The organism is Nostoc sp., from assembly GCF_036917465.1.
Classification (GTDB): Bacteria; Cyanobacteriota; Cyanobacteriia; order Cyanobacteriales; family Nostocaceae; genus Nostoc.
Window position 1 is genome coordinate 1 of record NZ_JBALDL010000104.1, and the last position, 25,082, is coordinate 25,082.

Sequence of the window (25,082 nt, forward strand, 5' to 3'; positions counted from 1 at the left end):
TCTCAGTTGCACTCGATTTAATCAATCCTCAACATTTAAGAAACTGGTTTGCTAGTTGCTGTTATTGTACCTCATAACAGCCGTGAATGCTGTAAAGCTAACTAGTGGGGCTGTCATTTGTTCTTGGTAAGAGTTTAAAGCCTGTTTACATTTCGTAACATAGTTTGATTTATCTCCACCGACTTACTTAGTCATTTGTCAAACATGGAAATTGAGGCTTTTAGCCTGAATTTCCATGTTTCAAGAGACTCTCCTGCTTCTAATCTACTTATCAGTGATGTGAAGACTTTATCCCGGCAATCTTAGGCTATATTATAGCCCCCTCCTCACAAGCGGGGAGGGGGTTGGGGGTGGGGTTCTTGTACCTTACAAAGTCCGAGAACCCTTATAGATGTTTTTCAGCTTAGTCTAAGTTAGTGCCTGAGCAACTACTGGCGAAAGTGACTCATTTGCGGCTTGCTTCAACAATTCGGCTTTATCGGTCTGTTCCCAAGGTAAGTCTAAATCAGTCCGCCCAAAATGACCGTAAGCTGCAACGTCCTGATAAAAACGTCCGCCTCGTTCACTTGGTAAGTTGCGTAAGTTGAAGGTATGGATAATTCCTGCTGGACGCAGTTCAAAGTGTTGGTTGATTAATTCCAGTAAAGTTTCTTCATCCACTTTGCCGGTACCAAAGGTATCTACTAAAATGCTTGTTGGTCGTGCTACACCAATAGCATAAGATAGTTGAATTTCAACTTTTTCTGCTAATCCGGCAGCGACAATGTTTTTCGCCACATAACGAGCCGCATAAGCCGCAGAACGGTCTACTTTCGTGGGGTCTTTGCCAGAAAAAGCGCCGCCACCATGCCGTGAATAACCACCGTAGGTATCAACGATTATTTTCCGTCCTGTTAGACCAGAGTCTCCTTGAGGGCCACCAACGACAAATTTGCCAGTGGGGTTGACCAAAAAACGTGTTTCTTCATTAGGCTTAATGTCAATGTCGCCGAAAACAGGTTCGACTACTGCTGCCCAGAGGTCTTGTTTAATCTTGGCTTGTACACCTGCCTCATCCGTAATTTCCCCAATATTAGCTGTATGCTGGGTGGAAATTAGGATTGTATCAATACCTACTGGTCTTCCATCTTCGTAAACCACAGTTACTTGGGTTTTACCGTCAGGGCGCAGGTATGACAATTCACCTGTTTTGCGAACTGCTGCCAATCGGCGGGCAATGCGGTGAGCGAGACTGATGGGTAAGGGCATCAGTTCTGGTGTTTCGTTGCTGGCAAAGCCAAACATTATACCTTGGTCGCCCGCACCAATTTTGTCGAATTGTTCGTCACTATCTTGCTCGCGGGTTTCTTGAGCAGTATTAACGCCTTGGGCAATATCGGGTGATTGTTCGTCTAAAGCCAGCAGAACGCTGGTGCTGTTAGCAGAAAAGCCATTATCGGCATTGGTATAGCCAATTTCAGCAATTTTTTTGCGTGCGAGATTGACGAAATTTACATTGGCTTTGGTGGTTATTTCACCAGTGATTAGCACCAAACCAGTGTTAACTACTACTTCAGCAGCAACACGACTGCTGGGGTCTTGTGTCAATAGGGCATCCAGAATGGTATCAGAAATCTGATCGCAGATTTTATCTGGATGACCTTCGGTGACTGACTCGGAGGTAAATAAATATCGACGAGACAAAGCAAATTCCTCCTGACTTGAGTTTTTTAGCTGACTAAATGTGGTATTCAGTTCAACTACCTATATTTAACGTGAGTTCGATGAACCTTTCCCTGACTTGAACTTAAGTTCTAATCTGTTCCTCTCCAACTTGGAGAAGGACGGTTTTGCGTAGTAAAACCTCTGAGAGGTTTGTAATTCACCTTGTTAAGCGAACACCACATTAGCTGTCGAACTCACGTTAATTTATGAAATCATAACAATATTTATACTTCAGTAGTTAGTATCTTCCTAAGATTGATAAAAACCATTAATTATAAGGTAAGTATCTTTAAAAAATATCAATTGATACTAAATTATTTTCTAGCCAAAATGTATTTAATAACACAAAAAAAGGGAACGCCCAAAAGCGCCCCCGCAAACTTTGACACAAGCACTACTGCTTTTAAACCTGAACTGCTAACTTTGCTTCTGTAGCTGTTAACCGCTCATAAGCAGCTCGCATTTTCAAACCTGTAAGTACTTGGAAGAAACCAGTACCATTATTGGAACCTGGATACTCACGGTGCTGAAGTAACAAGTGAGTCAATTCACCCTGATATTTTGTGGATGTATTGCTGAGATGAGTTTCGATATAAATTACTTCTTCCAAGTTGTCAAATTGACCATCCACCTCTAGTACTGAGACATAGCGACCATAGTAAACATCTGAGCCATAGTATAGTTGCATACCAGGGTAAGAACAGGTTAGTTTACGTCCACAGGGAGTCCAATTAATTGTTGACCCTTCATCAAATAGGTAGGTTGGATCAAAGCCTTCCTTACCTTCTCTCTGAAGCATACGTACTCTTAGTACCCTACGCTCGGTGTCGTTTTTGATCAAGTTGGTAGGTAATACTTGGAGAACTACATCGGCAAATTCTCTTTGTGGTTCGATAAACTTTTCAAAGTCGGGTTTGCGAGAATTGATTTGTGCTAACACATCTTCGTAGCGATGACCGCGTTCAGCCATATCTCGCTGGATTTTCCAGGCAATTTTGACTTCATCGCTAATGTCAAAATAAACGCTGAAGTCGATTAGCGATCGCACCCGCTCATCATATAAAGGATGCAGCCCTTCAACGACTATAATGTGATTCGACTCCACCCGTTCTGGCGGATCGAGCAAGCCAGTTTCGTGATTGTAAATCGGCTTATCAATCCCTTGACCACTTTTGAGCGCTTTAATTTGCTCATACATCAGGTCAAAATTGTTCGCCCTGGGGTCTAACGCCGTTATCCCAGTTTCTTTACGCTGTTTGCGATCTAGAGAATGATAGTCATCCAAGCAGATAACTGTCATTAAATCTTCACCAAATAAATCTATCAAACGACGCAAAAACGTAGATTTACCGCATCCAGAGTCTCCGGCTACTCCAATCAGTACCACGCGTTCCGGCTTACTTGTCATAAATCCCCTCTAAAATACTAAAATTGTCTCAATATTTTTTCACACAGCAGATTCTGAAGCCAGGAGTTACCCCTTTGGTTTATCCTGCGTTCTTGCTACCTAGCACATCTATAAGACACCAAGCGGGTAGGCAACAAAGGAAGCAGGAGGCAGGAGGCAGGAGGTAGAAGTAAGCCACGTTTAAAAGCGTGGGGTTTAAGCTGTAGACACCTTATATATCGCGGCACTTTTCGCTCAATACAATTCTTCTTTTTGAACTGGGCTTTTGACCCAGAAATAAAATTTTCATTCATACTTCTTTCCTCCTGCCCTCTGCTTCTCCCTCCTGGATTCTCTTATAAGTTGCTACTCGTCGGACTAGCCTGAATTTTGGTGCCGGTAAGTATTTAATCCTAGTGGTATATTTGATTTTAACAGAATGGCGTATCCCATACAAGATTTGCTGTCAAGAAGAATTAGCGGATGTTTTTTGTCGTTTTTCCTTTGTAATACATCAGACAAATGACAAATTACAGCCTTAACGCAAAAATGTGCGCTAAGTAAATCTATGGACTTTGGTGCGATCGCCAGAGTATTTTATCAATAAATCGCCATTCATTTAACCCACCAGAGACAAGCATAGGAAACATCCACATTGGTTCACCACCTTCTACCTTGATACATGACATGGCAAAACTAGCACCGTGTTGGGAAGTAAAAGCCAACTTCTAGCCGCTTTCCTTAAGAATCTGGGTTGTAGAATTTTTAAAATCAGCCAATGTACCAAAGGGATATGTAAAAGCTGTTACCTGAACCCTAAATTTTTTCTATAGCTTCACGAGACACGAGAGTTTCTTGATAGGCTTCATCTAGGACTCATTTTCTAAAAAGAACGGTGTGTCATAGCATGAGAACCAATAGTAACTCCTGCTTCAGCAAGAGCTTCAACATCTTTCCATGTCAAATAAGGTTTTATCGTTTCACTATTTGTCTTGTAATTATTTCCGCTCTTATCAATATTGCTTGTAGTAATAAAGGCAACTGCTGGTATTGAGAATTCCTTTAAGACCGGCAGTGCTTTCAAATAAACAGTCCGATAACAATGCAAAATTCAAAATTCAAACATTTTAGACAATTTCAGACGTTCGCGTAGCGTCTCCCCTTGTGAGAAGAGGAGTGCGTTCTTGGGGAAACCCCAAGAACGCACTCTGGAGGATTTAAACCCCGACTGAAACTAGGGCTACCTTTATGGTTGGGGTCTTAAACCCTTTTATTTACGATAACTATTAAGATAGAAAGAAATGATAAAAGTTGCTGAAATACCCTTCTTAAACCAATTCACTTCTGAATGGAGTCTAATTTAAAAAAAACCTCATAAGGCAAGAAAAACTGTCTGAGGAAATTACGGCTAAGTACTGCACCCGATTTAGCATCTATAGGTAAGTATTGAGAACTGTAGGCTTCAATAGCTTGTCTTTTTTTGTCTTGAACATGATGAATAGACAAACGATAAGCACCTGCTAAATCTTCAAGTTGCACCTTCCCATCCGTTAGAAAATTGCAGAACATCCAAATAGCGTACTGCAACACATCAGTTTTAATCTCAGAAAACATAATTGCTTCTTGAACTAACTTATAAGTTGCTTCATGATCTTCACTACGGTCATGACGATGAGTAACATATACTTCTTCGGGTTGAAAAGATTGTAAGAGTTGAGCTAATTGCTCGATAGTTTGCTGGCGTTCAACTGAATTCAAAAAGTTAAGTTTACCATCAGGCCGATCAATAAAATGAATTTGTGATGGTTTAATACCTAAAATACTTAAAGCTTTCAGTGCTTCTTCTTTACGAATTGGAACTATTTCTCCAGCTTGAAATCGAGGATGCCAAGAATGAGAAGCTGCTCCATCAGTAATAAAAACAACTTGCACTGGGATATTCTGCTCTTGCTTAGATGCAATTAAACCACCACAACCTAGTACTTCGTCATCTTGATGAGGCGAAACTACCATTACCGATTTTTGACTAATATTCATAGGTTGACTAGCATAATGGATTAGCCATCTGTATAGCAACGCATTTAAAAATAGCTTAGATATCCACAATAATTTATTTTTTAATTCAAGAATAAAAGTTTTTGTATGCACTGTAATACTCCATTTTTTTCATAAATGTATTAGTCATTTTTAGCTGGGATATATCTGAATTATTAAATAATTTTTTGTTTGGGCAAAACAGCTAATAATAATTAATTTGCCGGAAAAATCTTCGTTTATATTACATATTTAATCCGACAGAGTTTATAGATTACCTCTGAAGCCTACTTTAATTTTTCCTTTTCTAATTTTTCTATCAATTATAGCAGGAAGGAAGGAAGTAAGAAGAGTAAAAAAATATGGATTGTCTACTATTTGGATTAAAGCCTGAAAGTATTCTTTTTTTTTGATAGACTCAACAACACTATAGTAAGGTAAAGAATTTTGAGAAATTCTTACTTTTTCAGATAAAGCTTGAGCTAAATTAGGAACGCGATTAACTAGATCCTGCATTGCCATCAATTCTGTAATTTTCAGGCGAGTTACTTCAATAATTTGCTTCGCACTCGAATGCACTAATGAACCTGGGCGAGAGCGATAAAAATAATATGGTTCTGGTATAAGTATAAATTTTGCACCAAACAATAAACACTCCAAATATAACCAAAAATCTTCATTTATTTTTAATCTTTCATCGTACTCGATACTGTTGTTAATTAAAAAATCTCGTTTAATTATAGGCTGTGATAAACCAAGATGTAATCCCTGTTTTCCAAATATATCGGTTTCTACAAAATAAAGTGTATCGATTAATTTTAGTTGTTTAATGCACTCTCCACCTTCACGAATTAATGTACTCCAAGGATAGTCTTTCCCATTTTCTATGAAAAATAAGTCATCTGCAACCATGTCAGCTTGTTCTGAGTATGCTATCTGTAAAAGTTTTTCTAATCGTTCTGGTGCATACCAATCGTCAGAATCAAGAACAGCTACCCATTGACCTTCAGCTATTCTTAAAGCACGATTACGCGCACCGGCCACACCAAGATTTTTTTCATTGGCTAATATCTTCAACCGCCGATCCTTAAACTTCTTTATTACCTCTAATGTGTTATCAGTAGAGGCATCATCAACAACAATTACTTCAATATTACTAATACTTTGATTCAAGGCAGAATCTATAGCTTTAAAAATATAATTTTCAGTATTATATGCTGGAATAATTATAGATACTTCAGGTTTCATGGTAGTTAAATTAAAAAATTTTTGTCCCAGATTTTTCACAAAGCCTGAAAAAGTGAATTCAAAAACTGTTAAAACGCCCAATTACAAATTTACATGAGTTTTAAAAATATTTGACAAAGATTCTTATTAATATAAACTCTATATCAAAAAGGTTAAGGCTTGATTAAGATAATTCCTAATTTTTTATTTCTTAGAAAAAATCTGATGCGAGTATTATGACTCTAAGTAGTGCGATCCTATAAGGTATAATTTTGTTTATCGCCAGGTTTTTACTTATAAATTACTCAAGCTACTCAAATAAAAGTGTCCGTGTTCAACTAAGGTGTTAATATGAGGTTGAGAGATTTTTCACATCAAGTAAAAATTAGTTATAGTTACTTAGAGAATAGTTATATTTGTCGTTATGTTCAAAGCTGAAGTTGTCCTAGTTGTGTAATTAACTATGACCAGGTGATAAATGTAGCTAAGAGTATTGTGGGGGATTAAAAGATTTGGGGAAGTAAAACCAATCGGAAGAAAACCTTCGGAGTTTGTCATTCTCCGATGTAAAGGGCTGGAGCAGGCAAGTAAAATAGTAACTTTAACTTTTGGAGAGATGAGCGATCGCTTTTACCAATCAAAGCAGCCTTGTGAGAATATCTACTATTATGAGTTGCTTCTTCGGTAGTAAGGTAAAAAGCTATCTCCCTGATAGGGGTGATAGTTAACGAAAAAAAGATTAAATTGACTCATTATTAACATTCTCCATAAGACTTATCCTTTACCTTAGAAGATGAACAGGTGTGTTTTTTGCTATGCCTGCATGTCTTTGGTGAGTGTACTTAGCAAGGCGTTAATTTAATGATGCCGTTTTTCCTTCAGAGCCAGTTTTGTGAAACGAAAATCCGGTAAACTAAAGCTGGCAAGGTAGGGGAATAGTTTTTTTTTGAAAAACGGTTAAGTAAATTATCGGAGTGGTAGAACGAATGTACAATCAAGGTGCTGTTGAGGGTGCTGCCAACATAGAATTAGGTAGCCGCGTCTTCGTTTATGAAGTAGTGGGTTTGCGTCAGAGCGAAGAAACCGATCAAACTAACTACCCAATTCGGAAAAGTGGCAGTGTATTCATCAGAGTACCTTACAACCGCATGAATCAAGAAATGCGACGTATCACTCGTCTAGGCGGCACAATTGTTAGCATCCAGCCTGTAACGGCTCTAGAGCCAGTTAATGGTAAAGCCTCACTTGGGAATGCTACAAGCGAAGTCAGCGAGTTAGCTACATCTGGGGAAACTGCTAACACTGAAGGGAATGGTAAAGCCACACCTGTAAATACTCATAGTGAAACCAAAGGTTTTGCTAAACCACCAGCTGAAGAACAGCTCAAGAATAAGGACAAGAAAGGCAACACCATGACTCAAGCGAAAGCCAAAAAAGACCACGGTGACGTTCCTGTTAACACTTACCGTCCCAATGCTCCGTTTCTTGGCAAGGTAATATCTAATGAACCGCTAGTCAAAGAAGACGGTATTGGTATTGTTCAACACCTTAAATTTGACCTATCTGGCAGTGATTTGAAGTATCTAGAAGGTCAAAGTATTGGGATTATTCCGCCAGGATTAGACAAAAACGGCAAGCCGGAAAAACTTAGACTCTATTCCATTGCCTCAACCCGTCATGGCGATGATGTAGATGATAAGACAGTATCACTGTGCGTCCGCCAGTTGGAGTACAAGCACCCAGAAACTAGCGAAACAGTCTACGGTGTTTGCTCTACACACTTGTGTTTCCTCAAGCCAGGGGAAGAGGTAAAAATTACCGGGCCTGTGGGTAAGGAAATGTTGTTACCCCAAGATACTGATGCTAATGTGATCATGATGGCAACTGGAACAGGTATTGCGCCGATGCGGGCTTACCTCTGGCGGCAATTTAAAGATGCGGAAAAAGCTGCTAACCCAGAATACGAATTTAAAGGATTCTCTTGGCTAATATTTGGTGTGCCGACAACTCCAAACCTGTTATATAAGGAAGAACTGGAAGAAATTCAACAAAAATATCCTGATAACTTCCGCCTCACTGCTGCTATCAGCCGCGAACAGAAAAATCCCCAAGGCGGTAGAATGTATATTCAAGACCGCGTAGCAGAACATGCCGATGAATTGTGGCAGTTAATTAAAAATGAAAAAACCCACACCTACATCTGCGGTTTGCGGGGTATGGAAGAAGGTATTGATGCAGCTTTAACTGCTGCTGCTGCTAAGGAAGGCGTAACCTGGAGTGTTTACCAGAAGGAAATCAAGAAAGCTGGTCGCTGGCACGTAGAAACTTACTAAGTTGGTCATTAGTCATTGGTCATTGGTCATTAGTTTTTGACGAAGGGCGAAGGACAAATGACAAAAGAAGCAGGATAATCAGTAGGTAGGGCAAACGCTCTACCTACAATTGTTATTTGTGAAATTGGGTGCAGAAATTGTGGGTGTGAAACTAGGAATACTGGGATTAGGCACCGTGGGAACGGGGACAGTGCAGTTGTTGCAAGATAGGGTTGGCCGTCACCCGTTGTTGCAAGAGATAGAAATCTATCGGGTGGGAGTCCGATCGCTAGATAAGCCCCGTGCTGTAGAATTGTCTACGGAAGTTTTAACTACAGATTTAGAAGCTATTGTCAACGATCCGGCGGTAGATATAGTTGTCGAGGTGATGGGTGGATTGGAGCCGGCGCGATCGCTAATTCTCAAAGCTTTGAGTAATGGTAAGCATGTAGTCACCGCCAACAAAGCAGCGATCGCCCGCTTTGGGGCAGAAATTTTTACCACTGCCAATCAAGCTGGCGTATACGTGATGCTAGAAGCTGCGGTGGGTGGTGGGATTCCGGTGATACAACCCCTAAAGCAGTCTTTAAGTGTTAACCGCATTCACACTGTCACAGGCATCGTGAACGGTACAACTAACTACATCCTGACGCGGATGCAAACAGAAGGCAGCAATTTCAACGATGTCTTAGCTGATGCCCAGCGCTTGGGTTATGCTGAAGCTGACCCCACGGCTGATATTGATGGCTTAGACGCAGCAGATAAAATTGCCATCCTCGCATCATTAAGCTTTGGTGGACGCATTAACCTACAAGATGTTTATACCGAGGGGATTCGGCAAGTTAGCAAAACAGATATTGCCTACGCCGAAAAATTGGGATTTGTGATTAAATTATTAGCGATCGCTAAACGTGATACTTCCTCATCGCAACTTTCCGTCAGAGTTCATCCGACTTTAGTGCCCAAAGCTCACCCTTTGGCTAGCATCAACGGCGTTTACAACGCCATTCTTGTCGAAGGAGAACCCATCGGCCAGGTAATGTTTTTTGGCCCCGGTGCTGGTGCTGGTGCAACCGCCAGTGCTGTGACATCAGATATCTTGAATTTAGTTGCTGTCCTCAAAACCAATACAGCAGTTGCAAATCCTTTAATAGCTTGTGGACATCAAGAATATTGCCAAATTGCACCGATGGTAGAACTGATAACTCGGTTTTATGCCCGTTTCCTCACGAACGATCAACCTGGAGTTATTGGTAAATTGGGAACTTGCTTTGGTAACTATGGCGTTAGCTTAGAGTCAATTGTCCAAACTGGCTTTCAAGGGGAACTTGCAGAGATTGTGGTTGTTACCCATGATGTGCGGGAGGGGAACTTTCGGCAAGCTTTGGCAGAAATTCGGGATTTTGAAGGAATTGAAAGCATTCCTAGTTTACTGCGTGTACTTTGAGATTAGTCGGGAGTGAAGCTCGTCAACTTGCTTTGCTCCAATTTTTAATTACCCCGAAGGATTACAATCTCCAGTTAACTAAGCAAGCTAAACTAAAAAATAAACTTCACCCCAGCGCGAGGCTAGACCTATGACCTCTGCAACCGATCCATCCACCGCCCTCACCCCGTTCCCCGACCATACGCAGCTACCAGAGTCAGACGGTACATTTGTGAAAAATTGGCAAGAGCATCCCCAAAGCATTTTACTCACTGACTCAATTACACCTATCCTTAAAAAATTACATCCTGAAGGTCAATATTGTATAGGACAGGACTTAGGTATTTACTGGCGCTTGACAGATCCGCCAGAACGAGGCGCAGAAGCACCAGATTGGTTTTATGTAGGAAATGTACCGCCTTTGCTCGATGGACAAACGCGGAGGTCTTATGTACTGTGGCGAGAATTTATTGCCCCCTTAATTGCCTTAGAATTTGTTTCTGGGGATGGTAGTGAAGAACGAGATAAAACCCCTTGGCAGGGCAAATTTTGGATTTATGAGCAAGTAATCCATCCCGCTTTTTATGGCATTTATGAAGCGAATAAAGCCAGTGTAGAAGTTTATGAATTAATTGGTGGACAATATCAGTTATTAGCAGCAAATGAACGCGGACATTATCCGATTACGCGCTTGGGAGTTGAGTTAGGCTTATGGCATGGAGTTTATCAAAACGCCGAATTGCCCTGGTTGCGTTGGTGGGATTTGCAGGGTAATTTGTTGTTGACTGGTGAGGAAAGAGCCGATCGCTTGACTGCTCAATTGCGTAGACACGAAGTGGCTTGTCGTTAGACATCGCTCGGTATTGAACCAGAAGCCTAATATTTTGGAATAGGGTTAAAGGTGCGATCACTCTGATGTTACCGGAGGCGATCGCACCAATTTTGGATTTGCCTGGGGAAGGTAAACAAGTAATAGACTAGGTACGTAGAGACGCGAAATTTCGCGTCTCTATTATTTGGGGAAATAGTAGGATTGAAATACGCCAGTTAAAAAGTCCCATTTGCTGATGTAGTAACACCAAGCATTACTAATAACTGAGTGAACAAACAAGTGTTAATACTAAGGAGTAAGGGCTGTGACAGATTTGAGTAACTACAACGCAGAATTAGCTGATGAAGAAGACAATGATGAAGAACAAGAAGAAAAAGTTACATTTCAGTATGACCCTGAGAAAATAAATATTGTTACAAGGGAGCCAACTATTGAGCAATTGCTCAGAAGAATTAACGAAGATGCGCTTGATTTAGCACCTGAATTTCAACGACAAGCAAATATATGGACTTTAGAAGCAAAAGGTAAATTAATTGAATCTATTCTAATTAGAATTCCATTGCCTGCTTTTTATATTGATGCTACAAATGAAGATGAATGGGTAGTTGTAGATGGCTTACAAAGATTGTCTGCACTCAAGCATTTTGTTATTGATAAAAGTCTTAAACTAGTTGGATTAGAATACCTGAAAGAGCTTAATAATAAAACCTACGACGAATTAGAGCGCAGATATCAACGTCGGATATTAGAAACTCAAGTTACAGTATATTTAATTGAAAAAGGCACACCTTTGGAAGTCAAGTATAATATCTTCAAACGTATTAATACAGGAGGTGTACGTCTTTCAAATCAGGAATTGCGACATGCTTTGAATCCTGGGCAAGCTACAAAACTTTTGGCTAATCTAGCTTCTTTCCCAGAGTTCAAACGTGTTGTTAATCTTAGCCCAGATAAAAAAAAGAGAATGGATGATAGAGAGTTTGTACTAGGATTTATTGCTTTTTATTTATTTTCTTATAAAGAGTATAAAGATGAAACTAGAGATTCTTTTTTAAGTAAAGCTTTATCGAAGATAAATAGTCTTTGTCAGGAAGAAATACAAAGCTTAGAAAAAATGTTTAAAAAAGCGATGAGCGCAGCATTTGATATTTTTAATAATAACGCTTTTCGCAAAATTTCTAAGAAAAATAAAAGAAAATTCCCACTCAATAAATCCTTGTTTGAAGTTTGGTCTGTAAATCTTGCAAAGCTCGATATTCAAAATATTGAAATATTAAAAGAGAGAAAAAAAGAACTAATAGATACTTTTGTTAAATATGTAGACAACGATACAGAATTTCTAGTATCAATATCTCAAGCAGCAAACAAAATAGAGCATAGATTTGAAACAGTTGAAAAAATTATCCAAGAAGTATTATTATGATTAATTCTCTAAGATTGACCAATTACAAAGCGTTTGAAAATCAGTTAATTGAATTTAAGCCACTAACTTTACTTTCTGGTCTAAATAGTACGGGAAAATCTTCTGTACTACAATCGCTACTTTTGCTCCGCCAATCTTATCAACAAGAATTATTGCCAAATGTTGGTTTAGCATTGAATGGTGAATTAGTACGTATTGGTACTGCTAAAGATGCATTTTGTGAAAGAGCCAAAGAAGATTATCTTGGTTTCGAGATTATTTGGAATGATGAAAAAAAAGGAATTTGGCGTTTTAGCTATGACCTCATTAAGACAGGTGCAGATGTTTTAAATAATTTAGATTCAAAATCACCGATTGAGAATGTCTATAAATTAAGTCCTTTCAATAAAAGATTTCACTATTTACAGGCTGAACGTCTCGGGCCACGAACATCTTATGATATGTCAGATTATCAAGCACGACGACTAGGACAGTTAGGTAGTAAGGGTGAATATACTGCACATTTTTTAGCAATTAATCAAGATAAAGATGTTCTTCAAAGTAAACTAAGACATCCGATGGCAAAATCTAACGCCCTTAGCAGCCAGGTTGAAGGATGGATGAGAGAAGTTAGTCCTGGTACAAGGATTAAAATTAACTCAAATTCAGATATCGGTTTGATGAGTTTGCAATATTTTTATGGGGATAGTAACCCTTATCGTACTACTAATGTCGGATTTGGAATTAGTTACACATTACCGATTATCGTAGCAGTTTTATCATCTTCTCCGGGTACACTAATTATAATTGAAAATCCAGAGGCACATCTACATCCTAAAGGGCAAGTCAAGATGGGTGAATTATTATCGCTTGCAGCTAGTTGTGGAATTCAAATACTAATAGAAACTCATAGTGATCATGTGCTAAATGGTATTCGTCTTGCCGTTCATGGAGGCAAAATTAAGCCGTATGATGTTCAGCTACATTATTTTCAGCGACAAGAAAAAGAAGGACAAACTGTTACAGAAGTAGTATCTCCACATATTGATCGCAATGGAAGAATTGATAAATGGCCTGATGGTTTCTTCGATGAATGGGAAAAAAGTTTAGATGTTTTACTTGAGCCTGCGGGAGAGTAAAAGGTGGATTTTGACTTAATATTAAATGAGTTATCTCTGCGAAATCCGGCTCCGAATGAACAAGTAGCACAGCAAAGAATGTCTGAGCTAATTAAGACCATAAAGGCAGTCAAAGCTCAAGGGGTAAAGGTAAGCCTCCGCACTAAAGAAGATTTCCATACAATAATACTTGCACCTAACTATCCTCTTCGTCACTGGCTTAATCATGCGGATCAAGTTGAACGACTTTTTATCAAAAATCTTGCAACTAAAGCACCTTTTTCAACTGATATTGCAAATTCAGAGATCCAATATCTTGAAAAGAATACTAGCTTATCTGAATTTTTTCATCAAGGAGAAATGGCTATTGGGCTTGGTATTGCTTATGTACTTAATACGATTGCAATCAGCTTCCTCTCTCAAGAATCCTGGGATTGTAACCGTGTAAAACTTGAATTTCGATATTTGGATGAAGATGGAGAGATAATTAGCGAAAGTGTAGAAATTATCCATGCTAGCCGTAGCAGCCATGTAGAAGAACACGCTAGTCTAATTCAACAAAACCAAGAGCGCATTTATCAAAATGTTAGCGATGGGTTAGAAGTTTGGAATCGCAGAGAGGAATTATTTCCTAACCTAGAATTCTGCGATGTTGTTAGAAAGCAGTTAGAAGATATCCGTACTGGACAGTTGGAATTACAGCCTGTTGTGAGCATATTATTTGAGCTTCACAAATGCACTAAAAACTGGAATAATGGCTATTTCAATCTTGACGGGTATCCTATTGAGGAATCGGGAGAAAGTAAACCAACGCTTGGTAAATATTTTAAAGAAAGAACTTTTCGTTGTCCTGATGGTAAAGATCGCTTATTTGAACGACACGTTAAATTAAGGTTCTGCAACTGGCGAATCTATTTTTTAGCAGAACAACCAGGAATAGTGATTATTGGCTATATTGGTCGCCATCTTCCTACAGTAAAGTATAGAACTTAATAGAAATATTGCGATCGCCCTTCTCCCTCCTTCCATTGCTAGACTAAAAAACAACCCTTAGTCCTGCAAAGGTAGCCTTATGACCTAGATCCTTTAGGAGTTGAGTTAGGTAATTTGGCAGGGACAATATTACAATATGGAATTACCCTGGCTACGGTGGTGGGATTTGCAAGGTAATTTATTGTTGATTGGTGAGGAAAGAGCCGATCGCTTGACTGCTCAATTGCGTAGACACGAAGTGGCTTGTCGTTAGACATCGCTCGGTGTTGAACCAGAAGTTTAATAGTAGCTTGAATCTTGACTCCTAAAATCCTAAATCTACAGCAATCCGGTGGGCGCAAGCAAACCCAGAAAAAGCTACTGCATTCAATCCTTGATCGGGAAAGGTACTATCCCCGACACAATAAAGTCCTGGAATAGCTGTGCGATTAAAGGGCATCTTCAATAATCCCCGCAATTTGCGCCGAGGAATTGGCCCATAAGTGCCATCCTGACGACCCAAAAAGCGGCGATGAGTGCGGGGTGTACCTACCTCCAAATAATCTAATCCTGCATCTAAACCGGGAAAAATATTCTCTAGGCGGTCAAGAATTCGCCCAGCCGCCTCTTCTTTCTTCGCTTCGTACTCACTCGGAGAAAGTTTTTGCCAATCATCAATCCAGTGAGGTGTGAAGGCATGAATAATGTGATATCCATCTGGTGCTAAATCTGGATCGAGCAATGTAGGAATGGAAACAAAAATTGTTCCTTCTACTGCTGTCATTTTTTCCCAATCTTCTAGCAAAATATGATGGCACTCTGTCCCCGCAGGTAAAACTGACTCTTTTACCCCGATATGCAAACTCAAAAAGCTGGGAGATTTTTGATAATTCTGTTGCCAATTTTTCTCATTATGTGGCATGTCTTCTGCTGGTAGTAATTGCTCAAAGGTATCCCAGCGTGTGGCATTAGAAACTATGCGTTTACCCCGATATACTTTACCATTTGCCAGTTGCACACCTACCGCTTTTCCTTTTTCTGTGAGAATTTTCGTAACTCTGGCTTCGTACTGAATTTTACCCCCAGCTTTCTCTAGACCTTCCACCAGTTTTTGAGCAATTTGTCCCACTCCGCCTTTAGGATAGTTAACTCCGCCATAATGCCTGTCAGAAAAGACCATCCCAGCATTGATCATTGGTGTCATGTCTGCTGGAACCACCGACCAGCAATAACATTCCATATCGATAAATTTCAATAATTGTGGATCTTTGATGTAGCGTCTGGCAAAATCCCCGGCATTTTGGGGCAGATACTTAACTAAACCGAGACACGCCAAAGGATGCTGGAAAAATACCCGCAGTAAATACCGAGGTTCTTCCAACGACAGCAAATCCATGCTGTTAAGGCACTTGAATACTTTTTGGCATTCGTCATAAAAGCGACGAATTCCCTGTTCTTCATGGCGAAAATTAGCAATAAGATTTTGCAAAAATTTTTCATAAACCCGGTCAACCTTCAGGTCTAAACCTTGGGGTAGATGATAGTGAATCTGTACCGGATCTGCGATCGCTTCTTGGCTGACATTCACGGCTGACAAAGCGCGGGTGAGTAAGTTAGTAGTACCGTTCTGTCCCAGTCCAAAAATCATCGATGCGCCAACATCGAATCGGTAGCCTTGGCGTTCAAAATAACCAGCGCTACCACCTGGAATCAAATAACGTTCCAGTACCAGCACTTTCGCTCCCTTAGCCGCTAACTGAGTCGCAGTTACCAACCCACCAATACCAGACCCAATCACGATCGCGTCAATATCTTGCATTTTGGTCATTTGTCATTGGTCATTATAGCGTTTCCTAATCACATGAGGTACGTCATAGCCCCCTCCTTGCTTGCGGGTGGGGTTCTTGTACCTCATTTAACTGAGAACCGCTATAGTTATTCTCCCCTATGCCCAATGCCCAATTCAATTCCCAATGACTAATCAAAAAAAAGAGGGACGAACCTGCTACTGCTGGCTAATCCCGTCTGCCGATCCTTAAAAGAGAGGAGAACACTGGATAATAATATAGCCTTGATTGAGAATAGATGTCAACTACTAATGAAAACTTTTATCAATAAAATTGAGAGGATTAATTTTAGCAGTCAGCCGGATGCAGGAAAGAGTATTATGGTGTTTCAGTTCTTGTACAATAAAAAGTCGCCTATTTCTGGCTATGACGCTACAATTGCGCGTTTATGTTCCACCCCATCCCCTGATCAAACACTGGCTGGCAGTCGCCCGTGATGCAGGCACACCTTCAGTTTTATTTCGCAGCGCTATGACTGAGTTGGGAAGATGGCTGACTTATGAAGCTGCGCGAGACTGGTTGCCAACCCAAGAAATAGCTGTGCAGACTCCTTTGGATACCTGTCCAGCAACGGTGATCGATCCGCAAATACCAGTAGCAGTAGTACCGATTCTGCGGGCTGGACTAGGATTACTTGAGGGAGCGCAGACTTTATTACCTTTGGCATCGATTTACCATCTTGGTTTGGTGCGAGATGAAGAAACACTGCAACCTCATTGTTATCTGAACAAGTTGCCAGAAAAATTTGACCCCCAAACACGAGTGCTGATTACCGATCCAATGTTGGCAACTGGAGGGTCGATTATGGCTACAATGGCAGAATTGACACAACGGGGTGTCGATCCTTCCCTAACCCGAATTGTTTGCGTAGTGGCGGCTCCACCAGCTTTGCAAAAACTGAGTGAAGCTTATCCAGGTTTAATAGTTTACACCGCTACTATTGACGAAAAACTTAACAATAAGGGGTATATTGTACCGGGATTAGGAGATGCAGGCGATCGCACATTTGGGACTTAAGCTAGTATGCAGCTAGGGCAGGAGAATATAGCATAACGACTGTAAAAGTTGCAAGGTTTGTTGAAGGCAGTAAAGATATGAGTCAGCGAGATGGTTTTGGCAGTGGTTTTTTAGCAGGGGCCTTTGTTGGTGGGGTATTTGGTGGTGTTATCGGGGCATTGATTGCTTCTCGACGCGATCCTCAATTGCTACCAGAGGATGAAACACAACTGACAGATAGCCAAGTCGAAGCGAAGAAAATAGCGGCAAAGCGCCGTCAGATGAAAGCCTCAGAAAGTGAGAGCGCTGGTATAGAAACGGCCCGGCGATCGCTAGAAGATAAAATTGCCCAGCTAAATGCCACAATTGATGATGTGCGGAAGCAACTGGGTAATGTGAATAGCGGTTCACCCCAAGCCAGCAATGACCGCTCTCTGACTAAAGACTCCTGATTCTTTGTTCAGGCGTGGTGAAAATATCTGGTGTGGCAAGTGCCAAATCTGCAAACACTTTTGACCTTGGACTAAATTAAAATTAGTAAAGATAAGACCGCGTTTGACACTTAGTAGGAAACAAAGCCATCCATGAGTTTACTGATTACAACACTAGTTACCTTTGTCACCTTTTATAGCTATTTGCTAATTATCCGGGTTTTGTTGACCTGGTTCCCGCAAATTGACTGGTATAAACAGCCATTTGCCGCTTTAGGCCAGATAACCGACCCTTATCTGAATTTATTCCGCTCAATTATTCCCCCATTGGGTGGGATGGATTTTTCTCCGATTTTAGCTTTCTTAGCACTCAACTTAGCTGGCGATCTTCTCAGAACCGTAGCTCGTCTGCCATTCGCACAGGGATTTTGATTAGTAGCCAAATAAACATTGTAGAGACGCTTTTAGAATTCGCGTCTCTACAATTTTGATAAAAACTCTGCACTTATTCTTTAGTCAATTAATTGTGCCAAGCCTTGTAGAAATCTGGGTAATTCATATTCTCAGCACAATGCCAGATAATGTTAAACACAGCTTCATAGCGATATGAATTGTTATTGTATAACTGTTCACTCAGATAGTCTTTTAGGGTTATGAGGACTTCTGGTAAATGTTCATTTTGTAGAATTTACGTTAAATTATCAGCTATTTCTAAAAGGCAGGATTCATAAGATAGCCAATATTCAGGAAACGAATTTTTATTTGCATTTTCTTCAACTTCAAAATCCTGATGGGTTTGAATTAATCTGATAAAGATGGCAATCAGTTCATTTAGCTTTTCTGTTTCTAATTTTATACTTGGGTTAAGTTGTTGTAATCTATAAGCAGCACTTGTCAAAATTGATTCATTTTTTGTGGTATTAAATAAGTGAATTAGAGTATCAATCGCCTGTTGATTATTGGAATCTATTTCCAGCAAGAGAAAAAGCGCACTTACAGATGTATACTCATCTTTTAAAGCAACCATTTTCCAGATGGCTTTAATTATTTGTTGCTGATAGTCATTAATTGGCGCTAGTCTGTCGGCTGCATGAAAATATATCCATTCCTCCTGAGAAGTTTCAAGTATCTTGGATAAAATGGTAATTGCTACTCTATTACCTGAATCGAATTTTCCTAGACATAAAGCAGCCTTACAAAGGAAAAATTCATTCTGATTGGTTTTAATTCTCTCAGTTAAAATAGTAATTGTAGCTTTGTTACCTGGCTCAATTACCATCAGATATCTGACAGACATATCGAGCAAATATGTATTCTCGGTAGTTTCGAGAATCTAGACTAAAGTATTTAACGCTATTGCATTACCTGGATCAATATCCCACAAAGCCGCAGCCGCAGCTGAAGAAATCACGTCATCTTTGTATTTTTGTATGAAATCTATTACGGTAGCGATCGCAATTTCATTATTTCTTAGTCTTGTTTAGAAAACTTTGGCTATTAGCTCAGAATGAATTACAGCAGATTGCAACAGGCGTGAGGTACAGATCATCGTAGGGGCACAACATGTTGTGCCCCTACCCGTGTACTTCATTTACCTGCAATACGCTGTATCCCTCTTCTGTCAGTTTCCGAAAACATTTACCATTTCTGAATTCTAGAGCTTTTGTATAGCAAGCGATGTCTACGACGGGCTACGCCTACGCGCGATTCTTTTCTAATAACAAATACAAGACCAATTTTTTTCTAATAGTATAGCTTGTATTGATTGCCTCATGAGGCTTCTAGCGATCGCCCTCCCGGAAACTGACAGAAGAGGGGTATAAGGCAATAGAGTTCAGGTAAGCCCAAAATTCTGATCTAGAGACGCGATTTATCGCGTCTTCAAAGACCAATTTGTTACACCAATAACCCTTAACTGAACCGTATTGAATTATAAGGTGGTTGTTAAGAATGGATTGAGATGCCAGTTAAAGTGTGGCTGGTGTATTGGCAGGCTTCACTTGAGGCTTTGCTTTGCAACCATCTGCATTCCGGCTGGTGCAGCTAAAGTTAACCCACGGCGCACAGGACGCACAGGACGCTTGTTTACTAACGATAGTTGAAATTCAGACAGAACAGTTGCCAAGACGATTTTCATTTCATACTGGGCAAATGCCATCCCAATACAGCGACGATTACCGCCACCAAAGGGTAAATATTCGTAAGGGGAATATTGTCTTTCTAAAAAGCGTTCTGGTTTGAACTGCTTGGATTGTGGGTAGACTTCTTCCCGATGATGCGCTAAATAAATACTGGGGACTATTGCCGTTCCCTGTGGTAGTTCGTAGCCCATAATTTTAAGTGGAGTTTTCACAAGCCGCACGAAAGCAGTCATGGCAATTGGGTAAATTCGCAATGTTTCTTGGCAAACTGCTGTCAAATAGGGCAACTTAGCTACACTACTCAAATCGGGGTTAACTCCAATGGTGTTGAGTTCCTGTTGTAACTTCTCACGCACCTCTGGTAAACGATCAATCCAGTACAAAGCCCATGTCAATGCAGAAGCGGTAGTTTCATGTCCCGCTACTAGCAGCGTCATTAACTCATCGTGTAATTCTTCATCTGACATCCCTTGACCATCATCGTAACGAGCAGCCATCATCAAACTTAAGATATCTTGACGATTTTGATTTGCTTGGACTCGACGTTCTCGAAGCAAAGTATAAATAAGTTGATCAACTTTTTGCCGTTGTTGCAGAATCCGGCCCCAAGGACTCCACGCACCGAAATCTTTTTGGATAAATCTGAAAAAGAAGGCGCTAGACATTACGGGCGAACTGATGAAGTCTAGTAAGTCACTTAGCGATCGCCTCAGTTCTTCAAAAAGCTCCCCTTCTTCCATTCCAAATACAACCCGTAGAATAACACGCAAAGTAATTTCTTGCATCGACTCACGAATCTTGAAAGGCTTGCCAATTTGCCATTGATTACTCACCTGTCGGGTTATTTTACAAATATCCTCACCATAAGCCCGCATCCTTTCCCCATGAAAAGGGGGAGTTAATAGTTGCCGTTGTCGCTGGTGGCGATCGCCATCCGCTAACATAAAGGAGCGATCGCCAAGCAAAAATTTTAGTCCTATGTTCCCTCTCCCAACCTCAAAATGGCTGGAATCAGCAGTAAAAATCTGCTCCAGCGCTTGAGGTTGACTAAAGTACACAAGATGGTTATCAGAGCGACTACTCCTAATTGTGAAAGTGTCGCCATAAGTTTTGGCAAAATCATCTACATATTTCACTGGCTGACTAATAAACTTGATCATCCTTAACCAACGGGGCATTTGCGGCCCATCAGGCAGATTGTAAGTTGCTGTCATAGAATTTTGGGGAATTGATGACTTCTGAATTTTATTGTTACGAGTTTTCATGTTATTTAGGGTTACAGAAAGCGGTATATTCATCTAGTAGGGAGTAGGGAGTAGGGAGTGGGGAGTAGAAAGTGAGAGAAAAGAAAAGGATAATAACTAATCACTCCTAATGATTAACTTAGTACTCAACACTCCTTCAAGTCAGCCCACGATCAAAAAACCTCACAACCAAACATGAAAAAGATTTATTCCCCACTCCCCACTCCCCACTCCCCACTCCCTAATCCTTGCTAAAGCAGTGCCAAAAATCATCGCTATTCTCAACGGTAAAGGAGGAGTCGGTAAAACGACTACCGCAGTCAATCTGGCTGCAAACTTTGCGAAGCAAAAAAAGGTGTTGCTGATTGATGCAGATATTCAAGGTTCTGCCAGTTGGTGGTTTGGGCGCAGTCAGCAGGGAATGGGATTTGATTTATCTCAAGAAACAGATCCCACACTTTTAGGTAATTTAGGAAAGATAACAGGTTACGATTTAGTAGTGGTGGATACGCCTCCCGCGCTGCGCTCTGAAGCATTAGTGGCGGTAGTTGCGATCGCAGATTATCTAGTTTTGCCTACACCCCCAGCCGCAATGGATTTAGCTATCCTCGTGGAAACAGTCAAGGAAGCCGTCATCCCCGTGGGAACCCCCCATCGGGTACTCCTTACCAAAGTCGATACGCGCAGTATTGGGGAAGCGCTAGAAGCAAAAAACACCCTCACTAGATTAGGTATTCCTGCTTGCAATACCTTTATCCGTGCCTATAAAGCTCATGAACGAGCAGCACTTGAGGGTGTAGCGATCGCTCAATGGCGAGGAAGTAATGCACGAGAGGCGGAGTCAGACTACCGCCGTGCGGCTGATGAATTACAGCGTGATTGGAGAAAATAATAATGGCTAGGAAACAAAGTCTCTCTGATTTATTACAAGAAGAGGCGCAAAAATTTACACCCCCAGAAGGGGAATCTGCGATCGAAGTGACAGCAGAAGCAATTGCCGAAGAAGAGGCTTCATCTGATGAGGAATCCTCAGCACAGACACTCGATCCAACTTCTACTAAGCGCACAAGTCCCACTAAAGCTGATTTAGAAGCAACTGTCAAAGAATTGACAACTAATCTAGAAAAAAGCCATAAAAAGGAAACATCTCTAGAGCTAGAAATTGCTGATTTGCAATCAAAATTATCTAAACAACAAACATTGGCATCCGAACATAAATTATTAGCACAACAGGTAACAAAAGAATTTGAAGAAACCAAAAAAACAGCGCTGCAACTTGCAGAAGCTAATTCCCAACTTATAGAAGAAAATAATGCTTTAAAACAAACAGCAGAAGATAATTCTAAAAAACTTGTTGTGAAAGAAACTACTGCTATCAAACCGGTAAAAGACCATTACAATCCCCTTAACTACAAAAAATCACATCGTTCATCGGAAACATTAGCTCAAAATCAACCACAAAATCAACCGAACGAGTATCCTGATAGTTCTAATGAGATGTGGTTACTTGACTAGAGTCAGTTAATCTATGGCGCTATAGGAATACTATTTAATTTTTGAAAAGATACGTAGGGTGCGTTAGCACAGAGAGTACGACACCATTATCCAGGGTTTTGTGCGTTACAAACTGCGTTCTAACACAACGCCAGTTGCTACAACGGAGGGAACCTCCCTTCGGGTTCACCAGCCGCCTACAGCACTGGATTCACCGCAACGCACTGGCTCCCCTACAATACCTAATTTTGTTCAAAAATCAAATATGATTCCTATATACAGCAGATTGCAACTTGGTGAGGTACAGATAATCGTAGGGGCACAACATGTTGTGTCCCTACCCGTGTACTTCATTTACCTGAAATACGCTGTATATGTTCGTAGTGAGCGATTCATCGCTCAAAACAAGAATTATCAGGACTTTAGTCCTGACTACAAACTTTAATTTATTTACGCTTCAGTACAAAAGTTTAAAATATGCTGCGTGGTGATTTGTGGTTGTTCCAAGTGAGGGAGATGACCACAATCTTGAATCCAGATGAGAGTACTGTGGGGAATTGCCCTTTTAAACTTTGTGGCATCATTAGTACCTAAAATCTTATCAGAATCACCCCACAAAATTAGGGTTTGTTGGACAATTTTTGATATTATATATAACTTAAAAGCACTATAACCACCACTTTTGGTAAAAGCAATCAAAGCTTGATTCCAACTCGGCATTTGTAGGTGTAATGCGCCACAACATAGAGCATCGACAGAAGCAAGACTTTGATTTTTATATCCAATACGGGAAACGCGATCGCGCACCTTCAGACTACTCAAAAATTGAGTTGCTAAATAATCCAATGGTGGGAACATGAATTTACTTAACGATGAACCACCCGCCAACCCAGCACTGTCAATTAACACCAGTTTTTTTACCACTTCCGGGTAAGTCAGCGTAAAATCAATCGCCGTTGCACCCCCCATCGAAGCGCCAACTAAAATTACAGGTTGGTTAATCAAGCTTTTCCAGAAATAATAAAGATGAGTTTTAATGGCAGTTGGGCTGTAAGCAATCCCTGAGAGTCTATCTGTAAATCCAAAACCCAACAAATCAACAGCCCAAGTTTCATTATCTCCAGAAAGTAGTGGCAAAAGCCGCCGAAACTCTAACACAGAACTGTCAAAACCGTGAATTAATAATATAGGAGTTCCACCACTCCCTTGCTTGACATAAGTTGTGGTAACTGGTTGATTAATTAAAGGAGTAGCGATCGCAGCAGTTTGAATACTCTGAGCTAGTGCGATCGAGGTAGATTCAGTCAGTTGCCCCACTGCTTTAGGAAGAAAATTCGGAAACATAAATTTCAGTTTATCGCACTAACTTGCTTTAACTCATCGTTGATTTCGTTAAACAACAAAATTACACAAACGAATAATATGCTTAAGCATTATTTGTAATACCTAAAAATAGTCTACTGGCTAATCAAAACATTCTAACTCTTGTACAGACAAAGATTTTTCGCGTCTCTCCCCACTCCCATAGAATTTGGCGGCATCAAAGAAAGTTTTGCAAAATGTCAAAATTGGGACTAAAGCCACGTACAATTGATATCGCCTATCCCTTAATCCAGGAGCTAATGCCATGCCAATGGCGGTTGGCGTAATTGAAACTTTAGGTTTTCCTAGTGTCTTAGCAGCAGCAGATGCAATGGTCAAAGCTGCCGCAGTCACAATTGTGTACTATGGTCAAGCTGAAAGCGCTCGTTTGTTAGTTGCCGTTCGGGGTCACGTTTCTGAGGTAAATAGAGCTGTTGAAGCCGGAATCGCAGCTGGAGAGGAAGTCAAGGTTGGTGCAGTAATTACCTACTACATCGTTCCTAATCCCCCGGAAAATGTTGAAACTATATTACCAATCCATTTCACTGAAGAATCAGAACCTTTCCGCATGTTCTAAGCAATTTTGCTATCAAAATCTGTAGCGAAGCTTCGTACAATTAACTTGTAGACCCCATCAGCGTTTATTCATACAGGAGATTAATAATGTCATTACAGGCAGTTGGAGCACTTGAAACGAAAGGTTTCCCTGCGGTGCTAGCAGCAGCAGATGCTATGGTAAAAGCTGGTCGAGTCACCCTCGTTGGATATATCAGAGTGGGTAGCGCCCGTTTTACAGTTAATATTCGTGGTGATGTTTCTGAGGTAAAAGCGGCCATGGCTGCCGGTATTGAAGCAGCAGAAAATGTATTTGGCGGTACCCTAGAATCCTGGGTGATTATTGCTCGTCCTCATGAAAACGTCGAAGCTGTTCTACCAATTGGTTACACAGAACAAGTGCAACAGTATCGAGAATCTCTAGAAAATCCCATTATTAGATCGTCGAACAATCGATAAATTCAATCCTTTGTGGGAAAATTTCAAACTAAGAATCCCCATAAATGAATTTAAAGATAAGTCTCATTTAAGGCTTCTGAGCAGTAAAGCTTTTGAGGGTTGCATTCTTTCTGTTTTTAAATTTTGCATAAGTTTAATT

The 25,082-nt window shown here is 40.5% G+C and carries 25 protein-coding genes and 1 pseudogene; 15 read left to right on the forward strand and 11 right to left on the reverse strand.

What is annotated here, in order from left to right:
* Positions 1-408 precede the first annotated feature (408 nt).
* The 6 genes from metK to V7K38_RS27450 form a co-directional block, all read right to left on the reverse strand.
* Positions 409-1,683 (reverse strand): methionine adenosyltransferase, encoded by a 1,275-nt coding sequence (metK, locus tag V7K38_RS27425; RefSeq protein ID WP_334862590.1) that lies wholly within the window; start codon positions 1,681-1,683, stop codon positions 409-411.
* A 424-nt stretch (positions 1,684-2,107) separates the two neighbouring features.
* Positions 2,108-3,112, reverse strand: coding sequence for a phosphoribulokinase (locus V7K38_RS27430; RefSeq protein ID WP_334862592.1), 1,005 nt, complete (start codon positions 3,110-3,112; stop codon positions 2,108-2,110).
* A gap of 545 nt (positions 3,113-3,657) precedes the next feature.
* Complete coding sequence (locus tag V7K38_RS27435) at positions 3,658-3,816, reverse strand: hypothetical protein (protein WP_334862594.1); 159 nt, start codon at positions 3,814-3,816, stop codon at positions 3,658-3,660.
* A gap of 158 nt (positions 3,817-3,974) precedes the next feature.
* On the reverse strand, positions 3,975-4,199 hold the full coding sequence (locus tag V7K38_RS27440; RefSeq protein ID WP_334862596.1) for a polysaccharide deacetylase family protein: 225 nt from the start codon (positions 4,197-4,199) through the stop codon (positions 3,975-3,977).
* 230 nt (positions 4,200-4,429) lie between these two features.
* On the reverse strand, positions 4,430-5,128 hold the full coding sequence (locus tag V7K38_RS27445; protein ID WP_334862598.1) for a PIG-L deacetylase family protein: 699 nt from the start codon (positions 5,126-5,128) through the stop codon (positions 4,430-4,432).
* A gap of 264 nt (positions 5,129-5,392) precedes the next feature.
* Positions 5,393-6,454 carry a glycosyltransferase family 2 protein gene (locus tag V7K38_RS27450; RefSeq protein ID WP_334862600.1) on the reverse strand — a complete coding sequence of 354 codons (1,062 nt, stop codon included), beginning with the start codon at positions 6,452-6,454 and terminating at the stop codon, positions 5,393-5,395.
* Between the two features lie 884 nt (positions 6,455-7,338).
* Here V7K38_RS27450 and petH point away from each other — a divergent pair.
* From petH to V7K38_RS27485, 7 genes and pseudogenes are all read left to right on the forward strand, one after another.
* Positions 7,339-8,685 (forward strand): ferredoxin--NADP reductase, encoded by a 1,347-nt coding sequence (petH, locus tag V7K38_RS27455; RefSeq protein ID WP_334862722.1) that lies wholly within the window; start codon positions 7,339-7,341, stop codon positions 8,683-8,685.
* 139 nt (positions 8,686-8,824) lie between these two features.
* Complete coding sequence (locus V7K38_RS27460) at positions 8,825-10,111, forward strand: homoserine dehydrogenase (RefSeq protein ID WP_334862724.1); 1,287 nt, start codon at positions 8,825-8,827, stop codon at positions 10,109-10,111.
* Between the two features lie 130 nt (positions 10,112-10,241).
* A complete protein-coding gene (locus V7K38_RS27465; RefSeq protein WP_334862602.1) occupies positions 10,242-10,940 on the forward strand; it encodes a Uma2 family endonuclease in 699 nt (232 codons plus the stop codon).
* A 286-nt stretch (positions 10,941-11,226) separates the two neighbouring features.
* A complete protein-coding gene (locus tag V7K38_RS27470; protein WP_334862604.1) occupies positions 11,227-12,345 on the forward strand; it encodes a DUF262 domain-containing protein in 1,119 nt (372 codons plus the stop codon).
* On the forward strand, positions 12,342-13,463 hold the full coding sequence (locus V7K38_RS27475; protein WP_334862606.1) for an AAA family ATPase: 1,122 nt from the start codon (positions 12,342-12,344) through the stop codon (positions 13,461-13,463). Before V7K38_RS27470 ends, V7K38_RS27475 begins: the two co-directional genes overlap by 4 nt.
* 3 nt (positions 13,464-13,466) lie before the next feature.
* The gene (locus V7K38_RS27480) at positions 13,467-14,435 is read left to right on the forward strand and encodes a hypothetical protein (protein WP_334862608.1); all 969 of its coding nucleotides are present in this window, start codon (positions 13,467-13,469) and stop codon (positions 14,433-14,435) included.
* 78 nt (positions 14,436-14,513) lie between these two features.
* Positions 14,514-14,688: pseudogene (locus tag V7K38_RS27485) on the forward strand (Uma2 family endonuclease); the annotation flags it as partial.
* 51 nt (positions 14,689-14,739) lie between these two features.
* Here the strand turns inward: V7K38_RS27485 and crtH are convergent.
* Entirely contained in the window at positions 14,740-16,242 is a 1,503-nt protein-coding gene (gene crtH / locus V7K38_RS27490) for a carotenoid isomerase (protein WP_334862610.1), read from the reverse strand.
* A 385-nt stretch (positions 16,243-16,627) separates the two neighbouring features.
* Here crtH and upp point away from each other — a divergent pair, with 385 nt between their 5' ends.
* From upp to V7K38_RS27505, 3 genes are all read left to right on the forward strand, one after another.
* Positions 16,628-17,278 carry a uracil phosphoribosyltransferase gene (gene upp / locus V7K38_RS27495; protein ID WP_334862726.1) on the forward strand — a complete coding sequence of 217 codons (651 nt, stop codon included), beginning with the start codon at positions 16,628-16,630 and terminating at the stop codon, positions 17,276-17,278.
* A 77-nt stretch (positions 17,279-17,355) separates the two neighbouring features.
* Positions 17,356-17,709 (forward strand): hypothetical protein, encoded by a 354-nt coding sequence (locus V7K38_RS27500; protein WP_334862612.1) that lies wholly within the window; start codon positions 17,356-17,358, stop codon positions 17,707-17,709.
* A 132-nt stretch (positions 17,710-17,841) separates the two neighbouring features.
* Entirely contained in the window at positions 17,842-18,120 is a 279-nt protein-coding gene (locus V7K38_RS27505) for a YggT family protein (RefSeq protein WP_334862614.1), read from the forward strand.
* Between the two features lie 88 nt (positions 18,121-18,208).
* Here the strand turns inward: V7K38_RS27505 and V7K38_RS29750 are convergent, their stop codons facing one another.
* From V7K38_RS29750 to V7K38_RS27515, 3 genes are all read right to left on the reverse strand, one after another.
* Positions 18,209-18,376, reverse strand: coding sequence for a hypothetical protein (locus V7K38_RS29750; RefSeq protein WP_442940812.1), 168 nt, complete (start codon positions 18,374-18,376; stop codon positions 18,209-18,211).
* The gene (locus V7K38_RS27510; protein WP_334862615.1) at positions 18,377-18,967 is read right to left on the reverse strand and encodes a hypothetical protein; all 591 of its coding nucleotides are present in this window, start codon (positions 18,965-18,967) and stop codon (positions 18,377-18,379) included.
* Between the two features lie 717 nt (positions 18,968-19,684).
* Complete coding sequence (locus V7K38_RS27515; protein ID WP_334862617.1) at positions 19,685-21,043, reverse strand: cytochrome P450; 1,359 nt, start codon at positions 21,041-21,043, stop codon at positions 19,685-19,687.
* Positions 21,044-21,332: 289 nt separating this feature from the next.
* Between V7K38_RS27515 and V7K38_RS27520 the strand changes: the two genes are divergently transcribed.
* The 3 genes from V7K38_RS27520 to V7K38_RS27530 all read left to right on the forward strand — a co-directional run bounded on the left by V7K38_RS27520 (position 21,333) and on the right by V7K38_RS27530 (position 23,012).
* On the forward strand, positions 21,333-21,965 hold the full coding sequence (locus V7K38_RS27520) for a ParA family protein (protein ID WP_334862619.1): 633 nt from the start codon (positions 21,333-21,335) through the stop codon (positions 21,963-21,965).
* A gap of 2 nt (positions 21,966-21,967) precedes the next feature.
* Positions 21,968-22,588: a hypothetical protein gene (locus V7K38_RS27525; protein WP_334862621.1), complete on the forward strand. Its 621-nt coding sequence runs from the start codon at positions 21,968-21,970 to the stop codon at positions 22,586-22,588.
* Between the two features lie 100 nt (positions 22,589-22,688).
* Positions 22,689-23,012 (forward strand): hypothetical protein, encoded by a 324-nt coding sequence (locus V7K38_RS27530; RefSeq protein WP_334862623.1) that lies wholly within the window; start codon positions 22,689-22,691, stop codon positions 23,010-23,012.
* A 5-nt stretch (positions 23,013-23,017) separates the two neighbouring features.
* Here V7K38_RS27530 and V7K38_RS27535 read toward each other — a convergent pair whose 3' ends face one another.
* Complete coding sequence (locus tag V7K38_RS27535) at positions 23,018-23,911, reverse strand: alpha/beta fold hydrolase (protein WP_334862625.1); 894 nt, start codon at positions 23,909-23,911, stop codon at positions 23,018-23,020.
* Positions 23,912-24,194: 283 nt separating this feature from the next.
* On the opposite strand from V7K38_RS27535, the gene V7K38_RS27540 reads away from it, so the two are divergent.
* Together V7K38_RS27540 and V7K38_RS27545 are read left to right on the forward strand one after the other, a co-directional pair.
* Positions 24,195-24,506, forward strand: a complete 312-nt coding sequence (locus V7K38_RS27540) for a BMC domain-containing protein (protein ID WP_334862627.1) — start codon at positions 24,195-24,197, stop codon at positions 24,504-24,506.
* An 86-nt stretch (positions 24,507-24,592) separates the two neighbouring features.
* Complete coding sequence (locus V7K38_RS27545; protein ID WP_334862629.1) at positions 24,593-24,943, forward strand: carbon dioxide-concentrating mechanism protein CcmK; 351 nt, start codon at positions 24,593-24,595, stop codon at positions 24,941-24,943.
* Positions 24,944-25,082: the final 139 nt, after the last annotated feature.